Here is a 17604-nt window from a genome sequence, read left to right as displayed (position 1 = left end):
AATGTATAGCATATATAGCTTTTTCTTGTAGGCATGTTTTCTGTCCTTATACATATATTGAATTTGTAGCAGCTTAGAAGATACATGCAAGGGAGATGGTAGGATGATGTGTCCAGAGTGTAAAACTGAGCATGCAAGTGAAGCGAAATTCTGTGGTCATTGTGGACATTCACTTATGGAGCAAGCTGTAGAGCATCATGCAGAACAGGGGGAACAGCAGTTGTCCCAACCAGCACCTGTACAGGAAAACCGTTCGAATGAAACGGTAGAGCAAGCAAAGCAATTTGCAAGTGATTACATTCAGTTTTTTAAGAATGCATTAAAAGCTCCAACAGCAATTATGAAAAGTGGACATATTGAGGTAAGGAATGGGATTACAAGTCTTGTTCTTATTTGTTTCTTTTTTGCTTGTATGTTTTACCGGTTGATGAGTGCAACGGCAGCAATTGCAACTGGAATTATAAGTAGGGCTGGATTTGTACCTGAAGAACAGCCTTCTTTTTTCGGGGAATCAGCTAAGGTCTTTTTATTTTTATTAATTTTATTTCTATTTGTTGGGGGTATAATTTTTGTAAGTGGAAAGCTCATGAAATCATCTTTTTCTTTTTTAGAAGCATTAGGGGTATGGGGAACAATTTCAACACCGGTTGTCGCTATACTTATTCTTGCATTGTTATTTAGCTTTTTGTTAGGCTTCCTATCTCCACTATTTTTAGGATTCGCTGTAACAGGGATGACGATTTGCACAATTGTTTCCATATTAAAGTTAGACAGAGGTGGATTAGATCCAGTGTATACACTTATTATCGCAAATATTTTGATTTCAATTGCGAGCTGGATTGTGCTTTGGTCCTATATAAAAACAATACTTGATACCTTAACTGGAGGTTTAACAAACTTCTAATGAAAAGGTGGATGAATGGATGAACGTTTGTGCAAAATGCGGTTCACAGGTAATGGATGACGTGCAATTTTGTCAAAAGTGTGGGGCTAGAAGAGATGAGCACCAGCGAGTAGGGAACGAAAAGGAACCACAGATACGAAAGAAAATGAGCAAGGGGAAGAAAATATGGATTGTGCTTGTGATTCTTTTTATTGTCGGTTTTGGCGGCGCATACCTGTATGGAACAAAGTATTATTCTGCAGAAGCACAAATTGATAGAATGGTTACGATTTTACAAGACAGAGATACGGAAAAATTCATTGATATTGTTACAACAGATGACCCACAATTTGTAGTAGATAAAGAGAGTGTAAGACCGTTGTTTTCGTATATAAAAGAATATCCGTCCTATGTTAATGATTTAAAAGCTTCTATACAACAGCAAAAGAAGAAGCAAAATGATGTAGAAAAAGTCGATTTTGTATTAACGAAGGATGGAAAATACCTCTTTCTATTTGATCGATATAAATTGAAAGCAAAAACCTATTATGCAACGCTCCTTACGAATGAAAAAGATGCGTTGTTAAAAATAAATGGAAAAGAGTTAGATAAGACAACTGATAAAATGTTTGAAAAGCAATATGGACCATTTTTCCCAGGTATTCAAACGTTTCAATCAGAGTTTAAAAATGATTATGTGAAGCTAACGCGTAAAGAAAAGGTTGTACTTATGAAACAAAATCAAAATAATGTAACAGTTGACTTATCGTTAAAAGGTCACTACATTACCATTCAAACAAATGTAGTGGGAGCAACATTATATGCGAACCAGAAACCGATTACGACATTGGTGGGGGAAGAGTTTAAGTGGGGACCAGTAGCTACAGATGGAAGCGTCTCTATTTATTTAGAAAAAGAAGGTGCAAATGGAAAAGAACAAACAAAGGTGGAAAATATATCAACAAGTCAATATTATACACTTTCGTTTCAGAAGAAGCCTGAAAAACAAGAAACATCTTCTTCTCCATCAACTGTGACAACAAAATATGTATATAACGGATTTTTCTTTCCTGATAGTCATATTCGTAAGTTAACAAGCGCAGAGCTAAACATTTTAACAAAAGAACAATTGCGGATCGCGAGAAATGAAATATATGCTCGGCATGGGCATGTTTTTCAAACGAAAGATATGCAATCATACTTTTTAAAGCAGTCGTGGTATCGTGAAAATCCGTATTATACAGGAGAGTTGAATGATGTGGAGACGTATAATATTGAGCTTATGAAGACAAAGGAGTAGGCATTATCATTTTTTATGTTGTAGAAATGAAAGGTACATCAACGATAATGGTGATGTACTTTTTTTATTTATCCCGCATTAACGGGCAGTAAGACCACCACCTCAAGATTTAGAGAGAAACGAGGAAGATAGGTGGGGGGCCAACTGCCCGTAAAAGCCCGATTGATGAGGGCTAATAATCAGTGGGGGAAGAAAACCCACACTGATTAAAGTTTCACTTTATGTGTTTGTATTTCATGTAACAAATCCTTTTATGTGTCATGGTAATGATTACATTATTCCGGTTGAAAAATATAGAAGAATTTAAAGGCAAGATTACCTCTTTGTTATTTCTGTAATGGCATGAGGGAAGTTCTAGCTGGTTCGCGAGAAAAAAAGATATGAAAGAGAAAATTGACTCTGCTTGCTCTGCCAGTTGTACTAGCCTGGACATCGGCTAAAGAACTGGAAGAAAGTATGGCTTCCGAATTCGGTGGAACTGTAATCTCCAGTCTACTGTTTAATTTTTTTGATGTTACAACTGTTATTGTGTCGTAAGAGAGGTTGATAATCTTTAGAATACCAAGTGGATAGACAGCATCGTCAGGCTGAGAGGTGGATGCAAACAGGGTGGATTTCCAAATTTCTTGAAAAAAGGTATCGCTATCAGCCGACCAAGCCTGTGCACCGTAAAGTGTTGCACTAATACTGAATTCTTGTTCCAGTGGTTGGACAACTTTGGGTTCAGCAGGAGTAGAGATAAGAAAATTACTGCACATTGATTCTTTTCACCTACTTTCCATTGCGATTGTTATAGCATATTAATAATTAGGTTTATGGGACACGACGCTTTACCTATAGTGTTCAAAGGATGTTTAAAAATATATGAATATAAATTGAAAAACTGATAGAAAACCATTCTTTTTTAGGTGTGAGAGAGGATCCGGCCAAGCAAAGAAGCGGTCAGAGCCTTTTTGAGCCCCATGCCAAGTGAAAATAAAGGGAGAAAATGAGTGCAAGGCTCTTTTTGTATGTATAGCCGCGACTTATATGTTGGAAAATCAAAATGTATATACAAAGGTATGCGTTATTATATTTGGACGAAGTGGTTTCATTTATAAACAAAAGGGAGAAAACATATACTTTGTATAAGCTACTTATAGAAAAAAGGATTTATTTACAGTGAATCTGGAGAATGTAAACGATAGAGACTGTACAAAGGAGTGATTTTGTGAACTATGTAATCATTGGCGGAGATGCAGCTGGCATGAGTGCGGCTATGCAAATTGTTAGAAATGATAAAGAAGCAAAAGTTGTAACGTTAGAAAAAGGTGAAATATATTCATATGCGCAGTGTGGACTTCCGTACGTTATTAGCGGTGTGATTGCTGCTACTGAAAAATTAATTGCACGAGACATTAGCACATTTCGTGATAAGTATGGAATTGATGCGAAAACACACCATGAAGTAACGAAAATTGATACTGAAAACAAAATTGTGCATGGTATACATACAAGTGAAAACGAGGCATTTCAATATAAATATGATCGCTTGCTAATTGCGACAGGAGTTAGACCTGTTATGCCGGACTGGGAAGGAAACAACCTGCAAGGTGTTCATCTTTTAAAAACAATTCCGGATGCCCATAGAATATTGGAGACCTTACAGGAACAGAATGTTGAGCAAGTAACCATTATTGGCGGCGGGGCAATTGGTCTTGAAATGGCTGAAACATTTGGAGAGCTTGGGAAAAAGGTGCGAATGATTGAGCGAAATGAACATATTGGCACAATTTATGATGCCGATATGGCAGCATATATACATGAAGAAGCAGCAAAATATAATATTGAAATTTTAACAAATGAAAATGTAAAAGCATTTAAGGGGAAAGAGAAAGTTGAATTTGTTGAAACAGATAAAGGAACGTATAAAACGGATCTCATTCTAGTATCAGTTGGCGTGCAGCCAAACACAGAGTTTGTTAACGGAACAGCGATTCGTACGAACAAAAAAGGGGCTATAGAAGTAAATGCTTATATGCAAACGAATGTGGAAGATATCTATGCAGCAGGAGATTGTGCAACGCATTATCACATCATAAAAGAAACGCATGATCATATTCCAATCGGTACAACTGCAAATAAGCAAGGGCGTCTTGCAGGATTGAATATGGTTGATAAACGAAGAGCGTTTAAAGGCACTCTCGGTACGAGCATTATTAAATTTATGGGACTCACTTTAGCGAGAACGGGTTTAAGTGAAAAAGAAGCAAGCGGATTGAAAATACCATATAAAACGGTGAAAGTAGATGCAACCAGTATGGCTGGCTATTATCCAAATGCAACGCCGCTTTATGTGAAATTAGTGTATCGTTCTGATACAAAACAACTATTAGGCGGACAAGTGATCGGAGAAGAAGGCGTGGATAAACGAATCGATGTTATTGCAATGGCGCTCTTTCATAAAATGAGCATTCATGATTTAGAAGATGTCGATTTAAGTTATGCACCGCCATATAACAGTGTTTGGGATCCAGTTCAACAAGCAGCGCGGCGAGCGGAATAGTACTTCTTATAGAAGTGCTATTTTTTTATTTCGAAAACACCGAATTATAAAAAAGATATATAAAATCATATTTGTCCTTGAAAAATGTAGTACGTATCTATTATATTTTCATATAGTATTTATTTTTTACATACATAAAAATACGATAGAAACAAGCTAGTAATGAATGATGATGGAGGATAAGAAATGGCAATAAATATGAGAACAGTAGAAGAGTGGATTGCAGAGTCAAACGCAAGACATGAGGAGGACTTTGGAGAAATTGTCCAAGAAATAAAGGAACTATGCATTGCGATTGATAACGCTACATTAATTTACCCGAAAAATGTATTTTGCTTTGGAAAAAAAGCGGAAGTGTTCTTCTTTTTCCAAGATCATGTTGTCATTGGTCAGGTGCAAGAAGAGTATATTAAAGTTGAAAAATTAAAGTATGAGAATATTACAGATATAAGCCTAAAAACAAATGATAAAAATACAACATTAGAGTTGAAGTTCTCTAATGGGAATTCTATTATGCTAGATAGTTTAAATGATAACTGCGGAACGAAGAATTGGTTGTTTGCAAGACAGATTAAGAGTATCTTTAAAGTAATTTAGTAGTGAAAGCAGGTCTTATATAAATCCAAATTAAAAACGACAAAACCCCTTCTTTTTAGGTAGGAGAGAGCATCCAGCCATGCATAGAAGCGGTCAGATCCTTTTTCTGCCCCATGCCAAGTGAAAACAGAGGGAGAAAGCGAGTGTAAGGTACCTTTTGTTTTTCGTAGCAGCAATTTACATGTTGAAAAATCAAAATGGATTTATATAAAATCCCTTCAAAAACACGCCCTTTGCCAGCACAGTGTACTGAGCGCAGGGCGTGTTTTTAGCTATGCAAATATCCTTTTAACCAAGTGCGATGGCGATAGGGACCAACTGGAATTTGAATAAGGGTCGTTTTTCTTTTTGTATCAGTTTCATACAGTTTGTCACATAAGTTTGCATCAAATCCTAAGAGCGGGTGACCTCCCATATCCATAGCTGAGGCTGCTAAGACAAGTTTTTGGACGAGCATTCCAGCTTCCATTTGTTGAATTCGATATCCTCTATAACCTAAATCGTTTTTTAAATAATCTTTATTTCCTATTACATGTAAACAGAGTGGTACTTGAAAGAGATTTACATTGTCCATTGTCATACCGGATTGTAAAGGATAGCGGAGATCTCCTAATTGAATTTTTTCTAATGTATGAGCATTACTGTCGTAGGAATAGGCACCATTTGGCAAACCGTCTACGTTATAAAAGCATCCGTATAGTGAGACACGTGATTTTTTCTTTATATGTGCTCCGTCTAAATCATTTTGATAAGGAAAGGAAAGAGTTGCTTCTTGAAGCAAAGTAGCTAGTTGCGTATCGCTTATTTTCCTTAAGACAAAATCTAAATCAGGTGAATAACGTTTTTGACAAGCTGTTGCGAAATCGTATGATAATCGCTCTACTCTGGGGAGTGTCAAAGTTTGTGTGTGATGTGGAACAGTTGCCTCTTCTGTCACAGTTCGAAATTGTTCAGTTGAATCTAGCATAGATGCTGCATTCATTGTTGTTATTAGAGGGTGATCAGTAAAGTTCTTTGAGCGAACAAAATGTTCATGCTCTAAAATAGGAAGCTGCTGTGAGAGTTCATAAGAAGTAACGTTTGCGACTGTATTATTTGGATGAAACCATTCTTCTGCAGGGTGGTTAGATAATGGGATAACTGCATACACACTTTCTTCTTGCTCCGATAGTCCGAGTAAATGATTAATGGCTCTATCAAGAAATTGAAAATATACACCAGATGTATAGCCGAATTGTTTAGAGACTTCTAGTAATTGGCCGATGAGGACACCAGTATCTAGACCTTGGAGACGATAGGAAAAGTTATTATATTTAAAGAAATTTTTCCAAAACATTGTTGATACAAAGGCGGTGCCGAAGCAAGCAGATAGATTGCAGCGATTTCCAAGTGCCTCCGTGAGATAAGAGTCAAAATTTCCTTCACGCAGTAATACGAGACGATGATGTGCTGCGTCATAATGATAGATTCCCTGTGGACAATGATACATTTTTAAATACAAATATAGTTCATTTGGATATAGAGCTCCTCCAGAAGGAATAAATCTTCGGTATATATTTGTTGTATTTTGTTCTTCTAAGCCGAGGGAAGGCTGACACAATTGAGTTAGGCCAAATGTATACCAGAGACAATGTCCGATTTGCTCGAGAGTGGGTTCTTTAGACAGATTTTGATCTCGCAATGTTAGCGGTACCTCTAGAGAAAGAGGAATGACAGGTAGATTACGGTATAGTTTATAGGGAAGGGGGGCATCAGCCCAGTTAATTTCCTTGTCTTGGGGCATGATTTCATCAATGGAAAAATGCAAATGGTGTAGAAATGTTTCTAGTTGCATCAATCTACCTCCTTATTGTGACTTATGGAAACGGATGAGGATGTGGATTAAGTTGTTCAAATGTAAGTGGCTCATTGGTATATCCAAGTTCCAGTGGTACGGTAAGTACTCTTTGTAGTCCTGTTGTGCGAGTAAGTTGATGTCCAAATGTCATTGGTAACATACCAGGAATTAGTACTTTCACACAATATAATCCGTTCTTTCGTATGAGAGGAACAGTTTGGTCAATGACGATGACTTCAAGGCCTGAGTGATGTAGTCGATCTAAAAGATGGCGAAGGTCCGAAGTTAGATCCCTATCGATAGATCTTAACTGATTCATTTGTTGAAATGTTTGTACAGACCGATTGTTATTCAATAAAAATTGAAGGCGTTCTTCGGCTTCTGGTAAACCATATACCATACTATGATCATCCATTTGGGTGACAAGATAGGGATCACGTAAACATTGTTCGTATTTTTGTTTACTTGCTTCAAATTTTTCATCCATTGTAAGTAACATACCCGCTAATTCATGGATAGCATTTTTAACAGCTCGCATTGGTTCCATGTGGGCACCACCTGCACAGACGAGATTCATTCCATCTTGTTTTGTATTTTTTGCAATTGCCCATATACTTGGAATACCATGCTCCATCGTTGCATCAAAAACATGTAAATCATAGCCTGTAATCGTGCGCATTCGTTCAATCATCAATTGTAGTTCCACGTCGTCCGCAGAAGCTAGATCAAGGCGGGGAAGTGGTAATTGTGCATACCAAGTTAGCAAGAAAGCATCGCGTTCGACTATTTCTAAAATGCCATGGAAAATCGCTTCTTCTAAACTACCTCCAATTGCACAGCCGTTTGAAGTTTCATAAACAAAAGCGTCCCTGTGTCCTAGGCTATAATATGCAATCGATTCTGGAACTAAGATGGGACGATTTTGTGATAAAGAATAACCCCATACCCAGTCTTGAGGATAATCAGGATCAAACGGTTTAAATGGGAAATCTGTTTTTTTATAATGTTCATCTGTATGTACACCGATTGTGAGAGGATTGATGGCTGTATCTTCTAACTCTCGGTAGCTACCATGAACATTTGTCCGTTTCCCGCGAGGGGTCATTCCACAATATCTCTCTAACCCTTCTAAAATAGCAGTTGCTTCGCTCGCCTTGAATGAATGTGTTCGGCCTGCAACTCCTTCATTTCCTAAAAGTAACGGCATATTTACAATAACATCAGCAAATGGTAATAAGGAATGCTGCATTTTCCCATTTAAAAGTCCAGTCCGATAATCTAAATAATCTTTAGTCAAAAATGTATTTAAATCTTCAATAGAACGACAACGATAACTGTCATTGCCAGTTTTAAAACTTGATTGGAGTGAAATGTAGGCATCCGTTGCAGTGTCATCAGGTAATGTGCTACACATTGGGCATAGAGGATCAGGAAGAAATGAATGACGTGAACATTGAAAGGTTTGCATGTTAAGTAAAATTAGTTCTTCAGCTAAAGAGGTATGCCCTTTTGTTACTATCTTCTCCGTTTCAGCATGAATAAGCTGACACATTTGTAGTAACCCAGTTTGCGTTGCACATACATCTCGCTGTATGGCATCATCTGTTTTTAAGGAATATTTCCGCTGTAGCTCCCACATTTCTTTTTGGTCAAAGCCAGCTATGAAACGCCGTGCATCAGCACAATGGGAGCACCCTGCCTTATCGGGTCTAACATAAGGACCAATGATACCCTCACCAAATGAAGTAAAGCCCCGAAGCCATGGAATGTTAGCGGAGCGAAATATTTCTTCAGCTTCATGATGTATAGAGGGAGGAGAACCATCGTGTAATACGAGAGCAAGATAGATATTTTCTGGGAGTTTTTCTTCAAGTGTATGTTGATGAATAATTGGATAGTGAGCGGATAATTGTTGATTTACATAGTCTGCTAGTATGCCATCTCCTATGATTAATATTTTTCGATTCATCATTCTACCTCCTCTTTGATTACCACACCAACTACACCGCCTAATCCTTCTTTTAAAAAGGGTTCAATTGCTAGGTCGAGGACGAAGGGATGAAGTTTATGCTCTTTTAAATTTTGTAAGGCTAATTGCAAGGATTCTAATTGTGGCATTTCTTCTTCTTTTTGTATTTCAACCCTAAACGATTCTGCACTGTGTAAAAGGATAGAGGAGTCCAATAATATATTGGATTTATAGGGAACTTCTTGATTTTGGACATGAAGTAGTACTTGTTGTAATGCATTTCTTAGTGCTAATGTTATATTTAAGTCAGTACTACCGTACCACTGGTTGTGTACACCGATCCAAACCACAGGAAAACCTAGCACATCTTCACCAATTCCTACCATTGGTTCCCCATGTATCGCGGAGAGTGCACGTAAATAAAATTGGCAGTGTTTGTCGTGAATCTCTGTTAATTGTAGTTGTGTAATTTCTTCTGTTTTGGTCAACTGCCTCATTTGTAATGTGTGTGTTAAATGATTTTGTAGTGCACGGTACACGCCCTCTAACATTGTTTCCCCAGCCCCAATTCCAATGAATCCATCTTGTTCAGGAATAAGGAAATGAACCATTTGAGTTACATATGTTTCAATTCCGGTTAGACCTGCTTCGCGGCGTGCTTCATCATGAGTCAATCCGCCGCAAATTATGGTAGGCAGGAGCGTAGTAGGTCCTTCTGATAATGGATTCGGAACTTGAGCATAGCACTGAGATAACGGTAATTGTTTTAGGTCTTGTTCATCCCATATGTGAAAAATTCCAGATTTGTTTGAGGTTAATTGGTCAAAAAAGCGAAAAAGTTCATTCGAAGGGCTTTGGTTTGAATGTCTTTTGAGAGTTTCATCAATGTCTTGTATCGTTTCTATTGTAAAGTTTTTTGTTGTTATAAGTGGGTGTTTGATGAAAGTGTGCCAGCTGCCTTCTAGCGTTTCAAAATTTAGTAAAAAGAATTGTTTATTTTGCTCTCTATTTGAAGCGCCTGTAATATTTTTGAATAACTCAAAAACGATAATGTTTGCTAACATAGCCCCAGCGATTGGAGAGAAAGGCTCTAATAGTTGATCTTTTTGAAGGGCAGTCTCATGTACGCGTCGCCATGCAGATTCCCAGCATTCTTCAGATTCTGTAGTAATGACAGGACCAGCTAAGCCTACTTGCTCCAAACATAAAGCAGGAAGAAAGTTTTTCTTTTCTTCTCTACAAATCGCGTGGATCGCTCTTAATTTTTCAATATTTCCATTTTGAGATACATATAGAATCCAATCAAAATGTTGAAAAATTTCCTGCAAGGAACGATCTATCGTTGTATCTATTTCTTGAACAAGTACATTTTGATCAGCATCATGGGCTTTTTGTACAATCTCAATTAATCGAGAGCGATTTGTTGCGGTAGAGTCGGTAATAAGACAGTGAAACTCAGGTAAACCAGATTCAAGTAAAGAATAAACTAATGAAGTGAAAATAGAGCCAGATCCAATTGCTAAGACCTTCGCTTGTCGATACATTTGAAATTTCAAGGCACCTGAATGAGAGGAAGTCTCTAAAAAATCGATTTGCGATGCGTATCTCTCAAGTAAGGCATCCTCTAACTGGTGAGGGGAATCTTGACTTACATCACGTACAAAACCATTTTCGTGCAAAAGTTCTCCAAGTTCAAAAACTCTATTTTGATAAGGGAGGGGGAGTCCGCTTGTTAGTTCTTCCAAAGTATGTTCTCCATTAAACATAGGCATTAATTTTTCAATCCATTCATAGATACCATTACCTTGCATTCGGAATGAACTGGAGTTGTTTCGAAAATAGACACCCCCGTTTGAGTCGGGGAGGAAAAAGGTATCCTTGTTCATTTTTAGCTTTGTGGAAGCTGTGAGAGTACTCATTGTGTTCCTCCTTATCAGTAAATTTGTTCTAGACATACGTTATCAGTGTATGTATTGTGAGTTGTCCTTTATGAGTTCTAAAAGATTATTAGTATTTTAGCGTATCCGTGTAATATATAAACTCATTTTGATTTTTCGATATATAAGTCGCTGCTACGAAGAAGAAAAGGGGATCGCTACTTGTTTTCATTTGTTGACATGGGGCAGGAAGGGGATCTGATCGCTTCTATGCATGGCCGGATGCTCTCTTCCCCCTAAAAAGAAAGGGTTTATGTCCGGTTTTTAATTTATATAAAAAAAGCTACATGAAAGAATCAATCGATTCTTTCATGTAGCCAGTATGATTTAGAAAGTCTATCAACCTTCTAATAATAATGATTTTGGATCTTCAAGCATCTCTTTAACAGCAACAAGGAAGCTAACTGCTTCTTTACCATCGACGATGCGGTGGTCGTAAGATAGAGCAATGTACATCATCGGACGGTTTTCCATACGTTCTGCATCGATTGCAACTGGTCTTACTTGAATTTTATGCATTCCAAGAATACCTACTTGTGGGCTGTTTAGGATTGGTGTTGACATAAGGGAGCCGAACACACCACCGTTTGTAATTGTAAATGTACCACCTTGTAGTTCTTTTAATGTAAGTTTGTTATCGCGTGCTTTTTTACCTAGTTCACGAATTTCGCTTTCGATTTCAGCAAAGTTCAATTGGTTTGCATCGCGTACAACTGGAACAACTAATCCATCTGGAGCTGCTACAGCGATTCCGATATCATAGAATTTTTTAATGATAAGCTCGTCACCTTGGATTTCAGCATTTAACAATGGGAATTGTTTTAACGCTGCAACAACTGCTTTTGTGAAGAATGACATAAAGCCAAGACGAACATCATGTTTTTTCTCGAATGAATCTTTACGTTCTTTACGTAATTCCATGATTGCAGTCATATCAACTTCGTTAAATGTTGTTAACATTGCAGATGTTTGCTGAACTTCTACAAGACGTTTTGCAATTGTTTGACGGCGGCGGGACATTTTTACGCGCTCAACTGGTTTTTCAAATTCAGTTTTTGCAGCTGGTTTTGGACTTGTTTTTTCTTGTTTTGGCTCAGCTTTTGGTGCAGCAGCATGTGCTTGTACATCGTGTGGTCTTACACGGCCAAGTGGATCAGTGCTGCGTACTTCATTTAAGTCGATTCCTAATTCACGTGCCATTTTTCTAGCAGCAGGTGATGCGATAGGGCGATCTGTATTTGGAAGACCTTGTAAAGCTGTTTTTGGAGCCTCAGCTTTTGGTGCTTCAGTAACTTCTTGTTTTGGTTGTTCTGGAGCTGCTGCTGGAGCAGGTGTACTTACTGCAGCGCCGTTTGCATCTAAAATTGCAATGATGTCGCCAACTTCAACTGTATCTCCAGGCTCTCCTAGTAGTTGTGATACAATACCTGAATCTTCTGCAATGATTTCAACATTGACTTTATCCGTTTCAAGCTCAACAACGCTGCCACCTTTCTCAACTTTGTCGCCTACATTGATAAGCCATTGTGAGATAGTTCCTTCTGAAATAGATTCTGCAAGCTCAGGTACTTTAATTTCGATCATTTTAAATGTCCTCCCCTTATTTGCCTAACGGTGTGTGTTTTGTCTTCTTTTTTCTTCGGTAATCTCAAAGTTTCCAGCTTGATTGGGCAGAAATTCTTTACGTTCTCGGGTGTAAGGAACTCTGCCCGCATGAGCTAGAGCAAATCACTTTCGTTTTTAGTTGCTATAAACTTCTATTTCTTGTTTATCTTGACGAAAGTTATACTTTGTATCTAATGCGTGTGCAACGATAAGTTCTTGTTCTGCTCGGTGTGCATGTGGATCGCCACCTGAAGGACTTGAACGGTCTGGGCGTCCAATGTAGCCTGTTTTTAATTTATCGCCAGCAAGTTCAAACAGAATTGGAGCCATGTAATGCCATGCACCCATGTTTCTTGGTTCTTCTTGTACCCAAATAATTTCTTCTAAGTTTTTAAAGCGTTTCATAATAGATTGAACTTTTTCAGCAGGGAATGGGTACAATTGCTCAATACGAACAATATGAACTTCATCTAAATTGTACTCATGTTTCCCGGATTCAATCTCTGCCGCTAAATCAATTGCCATTTTACCAGTTGTTAAGACAAGACGTTTTACTTTGTTTGGTTTTATGCCAAGGTTTTCTTGCTCTAACGCAGGTTGGAAACGTCCTTCACTTAACTGGCTACCTGATGAAGCTGTAAGTGGGTGACGCAATAAGCTTTTTGGTGTCATGATTACTAATGGACGAACAGCCTCCGTACCAAGGATTGATGCTTGACGGCGCAAGATATGGAAGTATTGTGCCGCGCTTGTTAAGTTTGCAACAGTCCAGTTATTTTCTGCAGCTAGTTGTAAGAAACGCTCTGGACGTGCACTAGAGTGCTCTGGTCCTTGACCTTCATAACCATGAGGTAAAAGAAGAACTAGACCTGATTTTTGTCCCCATTTTGCTCTTCCTGATGAAACATATTGATCAAATAATGCTTGCGCAGTATTTGAGAAATCACCGTATTGCGCTTCCCACATAACTAAAGTTTCTGGAGCGAATACATTATAACCGTATTCATAGCCGACAACAGCAGCTTCTGATAACGGACTGTTATGAACAGAGAACGATGCGCGTATATTCGGCAGGCGATGTAATGGTGAATATGTTTCGTTTGTTTCTGTATCATGCAGTACGATATGACGGTGTGCGAACGTACCACGCTGTGAATCTTGACCAGTTAAACGAATTGGCGTACCTTCTTGTAAAATAGAAGCGAATGCTAAAGATTCAGCAAGTGCCCATTCAATTTTACCGTTCTCTTCAAGAGCATCTTTACGGCGCTCAAGAATCTTCTTCACTTTCGGATATACGTTAAAGCCTTCTGGCCAAGTTAAAAGCCCTTCGTTAATTGCGCGAAGTGTTTCAAGTGGAAGACCAGTATCAATCGGCTGAATTCCTTTCGCAACAACGTCTGGAACTTTAACGTGAATTGCTGCGTCACTTGTATCTGCTGGTGGTACTTGTGCATATTCAGCTTTTAACTCTTCTTGTATAAACTGAGTAATTGTTTCAACCTCATCTGCATTTAGAACGCCTGCAGCTTCTAATTGGCTTGCATATAAAGCTCTTACAGTTGGATGATTTTTAATTTTTTTATAAACTTGTGGTTGCGTAACTGCTGGATCATCCATTTCGTTATGACCGTAACGACGGTAACCGATTAAATCGATTAAGAAGTCTTTTTTGAACAGCATACGATATTGAATTGCAAGGTTAGCAGCAGCAAGACAAGCTTCAGGATCATCAGCATTCACGTGAACGATTGGAATATCGAATCCTTTCGCAAGATCACTTGAATATTTCGTAGAACGAGAATCATAGCTATCAGTCGTAAAGCCGATTGCGTTATTCGCGATAACATGAATTGTTCCACCAGTTTGGTATGCATTCAATCTGCTTAAGTTCAATGTTTCAGATACAATACCTTGCCCAGGGAATGCAGCATCACCATGAACTAAAATTACGAATGATTTTGAAACGTCTTGTTCAGGATAACCAGCTTGTTTACGATCTTCTTGAGCAGCACGTGCATAACCTTCAACAACTGGGTTAACAAACTCAAGGTGACTTGGGTTATTTGCTAATGTAACGCGTGTGCTAGCTTCTTCAGATCCGACAACTTGTTCTCTACCTAAATGGTATTTCACATCGCCAGTCCAGCCGACACTACTATTTATTACATCTTGTGATTTATCAGATTCAATAGTTGCATGTTTGAATTCTGCGAACATGTGACTATATGGTTTTTCTAATACATGAGCGAGTACGCTTAGACGACCGCGGTGAGCCATACCAATCATGACATCGTTTACGCCGCCTTTAGCACCTTCTAAAATAATTTCATCTAGTACAGGTACAAGCATATCAACGCCTTCGATGGAGAAACGTTTTTGGCCAACGAATGTTTTATGCAAAAATTGCTCGAAACCTTCAACAGCTGTTAAGCGTTTTAAGAGAGCAGTTCGTTTTTTATTTGTTAATGGTTGACGCAGGGAATTTGATTCCACCATTTGATGCAACCACGCGCGTTCTTCACTATCTTGTATATGCGAGAATTCATAGGCTAAAGATTTTGTGTAAACATCTTTTAATCTATTAATTACATCAAAAGCTGTGTGAACATCATTTGGTGCATCTGCCCATACTGTTTTAGCTGGAATCGCTTTCAAATCTACATCGCTCAATTCATTCATTGCTTTCTCGATGAGAGATTGTCCATCAGCAGGCTCTTCCATTGGATTAATATGAGCCGATGTATGACCGAATGAACGGATATGCTCAACAAGTTGAACGACTTTAAGAATTTTTTCAATGTTTCCTGTGTTTTGAGGAGAAAAATTTGTTTCCTTGTTGTCCCCTGTTACGACATCTGCTTGGAATGGAGGAGCTCCAAAAGTTTCAAAAAGCTCTTGTAATTCCGGATCAACAGAACCTTCTCCTGTCACGTAACGATCATACTGTTCAATAACATAGCCAAGGTTCGGACCATGGAATTTGGCCCAAGGGTTTGTCGTTGTATTCTTCCTCGTCATTTGTTTAAACCTCCCAATGCATGTAATCCTTCTTTCATAATGCGAAAGAATGCATTTTGCTCTTTTCATAATTGATCAACCAGTAATGAATGTAAATGTTATCTTTACTCTTATGTTATTACGATAATTTACATAATACCAAACATTATTACTTATCCGTTTTGTAAAAAAACATTCACAATTACTTATCACCCAAGTTAATCTTTCATGTTATAAAGTAATTTTAAGGAAAAAATAGGTGATTTCATCTGGTACATCCGCACTTGGAACGAAATCTTCCATATGAAAATATAAAATAAATTGTAAGAATGTTTCGTTAAAATATGGTTTGATTTATGTATATTAAAATAATAAGCGCTTTCAAGAATATTATACAACAATATAACAGGATATAGTATAAAAAATAAAAAATTATGAATTTATCGTTAACTTTATTTCAATAGTGTTAAATATTGAAAGGAAAAAAGAAAAATTTGCTTGTAAGTGATGATTATGATTTGAAAATGGTTCATAAATCGTTAGTTTTTGCAAATATAGCAGAAAATAGCTTAAAAAGGGTAGCCAGCTTCATTCGTATAGGAGAAAAAATGTAATATTTTAAAAAGATAAAGTGCAGATAACAATATTAATTTTTCTCATTACAGAGGGATAAATATAATGAAAACCATCTATACAAATAAAGTTAACTATATGTTAGAGATGGAACATATCGTGATGTTCGCTCTTTATAGGATTCCATTTTAGTTATGACAATAGTCGTGATCAAAAAGAAAAGGCGGGAGTAAGAAGGATTGGAAAAGTTATGTAAAAAATGTAAAGGATACTTGACGTAAAGGTTGCTTTACATTTATACTCTGTTCAAGGAGGAGGGGGGATTTTCCTTGGAAAACAAAATGGTAGAATACAGAAAAAAATTGGGACTGTCTCAAGAGAAGTTAGCCGAAAAACTTGGTGTTTCTAGACAGACGATTATTTCAATTGAAAAAGGAAAATATGATCCATCACTTCCTTTAGCATTCGAAATTGCGAAAGCATTTCAGACAACCATTGAGAATGTATTTATTTATGAAGGGAAAGAACGGGAATGATAGAGAAGGGGGAATATTAATGAATTATTCACAGAAGTACTTTTTGATTATTGGAATGTTTTTTTAAATTATGAGTGGATTCATGATATTGGCAGGGATTATGACACATTCTGCGCCGCCAACTCCGACTTATACATTAGCATCGATGATGATTATGTGCTTTTGTTTAAGTTATCTTCACCCACAATTTAAAGAGAAAGACGAAAGGATGAAGTTAATCCGTCAAAAAGGGATGTTTTATTCTTTCTTTGCATTATTGATATATTTCATTATTTTTTCAATTGGGTTACATTTAGAAATCATTATATTGACAGCTGGAGAATTACTTAATATGTTAGCTGCTTTAACAATTAGTACGGTTTTTATTTCGTTTGTTGTTTTATCTAAAAGATATTAAGTGGAAAATAATGAATTATAGGTCTTACATATAGGAAGGAGAAAAAATGCAATTTCTTTATGCGTTTGGTATAAGTATTATTTTAATGCTATTCATGTATTTCTTCGTTCGCAAAGATATTACGAAAGATAATACGCTGACAAAGAGAGGTTTTTATAAACTGATTGGATGTTTAGTGGCGATGTTTGTGGGGATTATTGTGTTGGTGGTATTGGTGAGTAAGAAATTATAAATAGAAAAACCCTGTTTTATAAGCTAGTAAAAGAGGTAGAAGATAGCAGGAATAAAACAGAATCAAGTCCAGTATGCAATAAGTTTGCATCTGGATTTCATTCTGTTTTATTTTTATTACATTTTTGTTACTACTCTTATTCTTATCTTAGAAACAATTATACTTATACATAGTATGACAATTTAGTCAATGG

At 37.2% G+C, this 17604-nt stretch carries 13 protein-coding genes; 7 read left to right on the top strand and 6 right to left on the bottom strand.

Annotation, left to right across the window (positions count from 1 at the left end; all coding sequences use genetic code 11):
* The first annotated feature begins 103 nt into the window (after positions 1-103).
* Entirely contained in the window at positions 104-904 is an 801-nt protein-coding gene (locus tag MHH71_RS09400) for a zinc ribbon domain-containing protein (RefSeq protein ID WP_006093995.1), read from the top strand.
* Positions 905-923: 19 nt separating this feature from the next.
* On the top strand, positions 924-2183 hold the full coding sequence (locus MHH71_RS09395; RefSeq protein ID WP_033798740.1) for a TcaA 3rd/4th domain-containing protein: 1260 nt from the start codon (positions 924-926) through the stop codon (positions 2181-2183).
* Positions 2184-2509: 326 nt separating this feature from the next.
* On the opposite strand, the gene MHH71_RS09390 is transcribed toward MHH71_RS09395, so the two are convergent.
* The gene (locus tag MHH71_RS09390) at positions 2510-2941 is read right to left on the bottom strand and encodes a hypothetical protein (RefSeq protein WP_018781107.1); all 432 of its coding nucleotides are present in this window, start codon (positions 2939-2941) and stop codon (positions 2510-2512) included.
* A 452-nt stretch (positions 2942-3393) separates the two neighbouring features.
* On the opposite strand from MHH71_RS09390, the gene MHH71_RS09385 reads away from it, so the two are divergent.
* Both MHH71_RS09385 and MHH71_RS09380 read left to right on the top strand, forming a co-directional pair.
* A complete protein-coding gene (locus MHH71_RS09385; protein ID WP_006093998.1) occupies positions 3394-4728 on the top strand; it encodes an FAD-dependent oxidoreductase in 1335 nt (444 codons plus the stop codon).
* Positions 4729-4914: 186 nt separating this feature from the next.
* Positions 4915-5325 carry a DUF3908 family protein gene (locus MHH71_RS09380; protein WP_003203224.1) on the top strand — a complete coding sequence of 137 codons (411 nt, stop codon included), beginning with the start codon at positions 4915-4917 and terminating at the stop codon, positions 5323-5325.
* Positions 5326-5593: 268 nt separating this feature from the next.
* Here the strand turns inward: MHH71_RS09380 and MHH71_RS09375 are convergent, their stop codons facing one another.
* The 5 genes from MHH71_RS09375 to MHH71_RS09355 all read right to left on the bottom strand — a co-directional run bounded on the left by MHH71_RS09375 (position 5594) and on the right by MHH71_RS09355 (position 15694).
* Positions 5594-7159 carry a SagB family peptide dehydrogenase gene (locus tag MHH71_RS09375; RefSeq protein WP_006093999.1) on the bottom strand — a complete coding sequence of 522 codons (1566 nt, stop codon included), beginning with the start codon at positions 7157-7159 and terminating at the stop codon, positions 5594-5596.
* Positions 7160-7181: 22 nt separating this feature from the next.
* Positions 7182-9131: a TOMM precursor leader peptide-binding protein gene (locus MHH71_RS09370; protein ID WP_006094000.1), complete on the bottom strand. Its 1950-nt coding sequence runs from the start codon at positions 9129-9131 to the stop codon at positions 7182-7184.
* Entirely contained in the window at positions 9131-11050 is a 1920-nt protein-coding gene (locus MHH71_RS09365) for a putative thiazole-containing bacteriocin maturation protein (protein WP_018781104.1), read from the bottom strand. The genes MHH71_RS09370 and MHH71_RS09365 overlap by 1 nt, the downstream gene beginning before the upstream one ends.
* A gap of 357 nt (positions 11051-11407) precedes the next feature.
* A complete protein-coding gene (odhB, locus tag MHH71_RS09360) occupies positions 11408-12652 on the bottom strand; it encodes a 2-oxoglutarate dehydrogenase complex dihydrolipoyllysine-residue succinyltransferase (protein ID WP_006094002.1) in 1245 nt (414 codons plus the stop codon).
* A 156-nt stretch (positions 12653-12808) separates the two neighbouring features.
* A complete protein-coding gene (locus MHH71_RS09355) occupies positions 12809-15694 on the bottom strand; it encodes a 2-oxoglutarate dehydrogenase E1 component (RefSeq protein WP_006094003.1) in 2886 nt (961 codons plus the stop codon).
* Between the two features lie 881 nt (positions 15695-16575).
* Between MHH71_RS09355 and MHH71_RS09350 the strand changes: the two genes are divergently transcribed.
* The 3 genes from MHH71_RS09350 to MHH71_RS09340 all read left to right on the top strand — a co-directional run bounded on the left by MHH71_RS09350 (position 16576) and on the right by MHH71_RS09340 (position 17411).
* The gene (locus MHH71_RS09350) at positions 16576-16782 is read left to right on the top strand and encodes a helix-turn-helix transcriptional regulator (protein ID WP_018764075.1); all 207 of its coding nucleotides are present in this window, start codon (positions 16576-16578) and stop codon (positions 16780-16782) included.
* A gap of 70 nt (positions 16783-16852) precedes the next feature.
* On the top strand, positions 16853-17179 hold the full coding sequence (locus MHH71_RS09345; RefSeq protein ID WP_231398654.1) for a permease: 327 nt from the start codon (positions 16853-16855) through the stop codon (positions 17177-17179).
* Between the two features lie 46 nt (positions 17180-17225).
* The gene (locus MHH71_RS09340; RefSeq protein WP_006094007.1) at positions 17226-17411 is read left to right on the top strand and encodes a DUF3976 domain-containing protein; all 186 of its coding nucleotides are present in this window, start codon (positions 17226-17228) and stop codon (positions 17409-17411) included.
* Positions 17412-17604 lie beyond the last annotated feature (193 nt).

This window comes from Bacillus sp. FSL H8-0534 (assembly GCF_038005885.1).
Taxonomy (GTDB): Bacteria; Bacillota; Bacilli; order Bacillales; family Bacillaceae_G; genus Bacillus_A; species Bacillus_A pseudomycoides.
This window is presented reverse-complemented; position numbering and strand designations above follow the sequence as displayed.

Coding starts and splice junctions, on each gene's coding strand:
- odhB (WP_006094002.1), bottom strand. CDS start 12,652: ATGATCGAAATTAAAGTACCTGAGCTTGCAGAATCTATTTCAGAAGGA.
- MHH71_RS09395 (WP_033798740.1), top strand. CDS start 924: ATGAACGTTTGTGCAAAATGCGGTTCACAGGTAATGGATGACGTGCAA.
- MHH71_RS09340 (WP_006094007.1), top strand. CDS start 17,226: ATGCAATTTCTTTATGCGTTTGGTATAAGTATTATTTTAATGCTATTC.
- MHH71_RS09345 (WP_231398654.1), top strand. CDS start 16,853: ATGAGTGGATTCATGATATTGGCAGGGATTATGACACATTCTGCGCCG.
- MHH71_RS09365 (WP_018781104.1), bottom strand. CDS start 11,050: ATGAGTACTCTCACAGCTTCCACAAAGCTAAAAATGAACAAGGATACC.
- MHH71_RS09390 (WP_018781107.1), bottom strand. CDS start 2,941: ATGTGCAGTAATTTTCTTATCTCTACTCCTGCTGAACCCAAAGTTGTC.
- MHH71_RS09375 (WP_006093999.1), bottom strand. CDS start 7,159: ATGCAACTAGAAACATTTCTACACCATTTGCATTTTTCCATTGATGAA.
- MHH71_RS09380 (WP_003203224.1), top strand. CDS start 4,915: ATGGCAATAAATATGAGAACAGTAGAAGAGTGGATTGCAGAGTCAAAC.
- MHH71_RS09370 (WP_006094000.1), bottom strand. CDS start 9,131: ATGAATCGAAAAATATTAATCATAGGAGATGGCATACTAGCAGACTAT.
- MHH71_RS09400 (WP_006093995.1), top strand. CDS start 104: ATGATGTGTCCAGAGTGTAAAACTGAGCATGCAAGTGAAGCGAAATTC.
- MHH71_RS09355 (WP_006094003.1), bottom strand. CDS start 15,694: ATGACGAGGAAGAATACAACGACAAACCCTTGGGCCAAATTCCATGGT.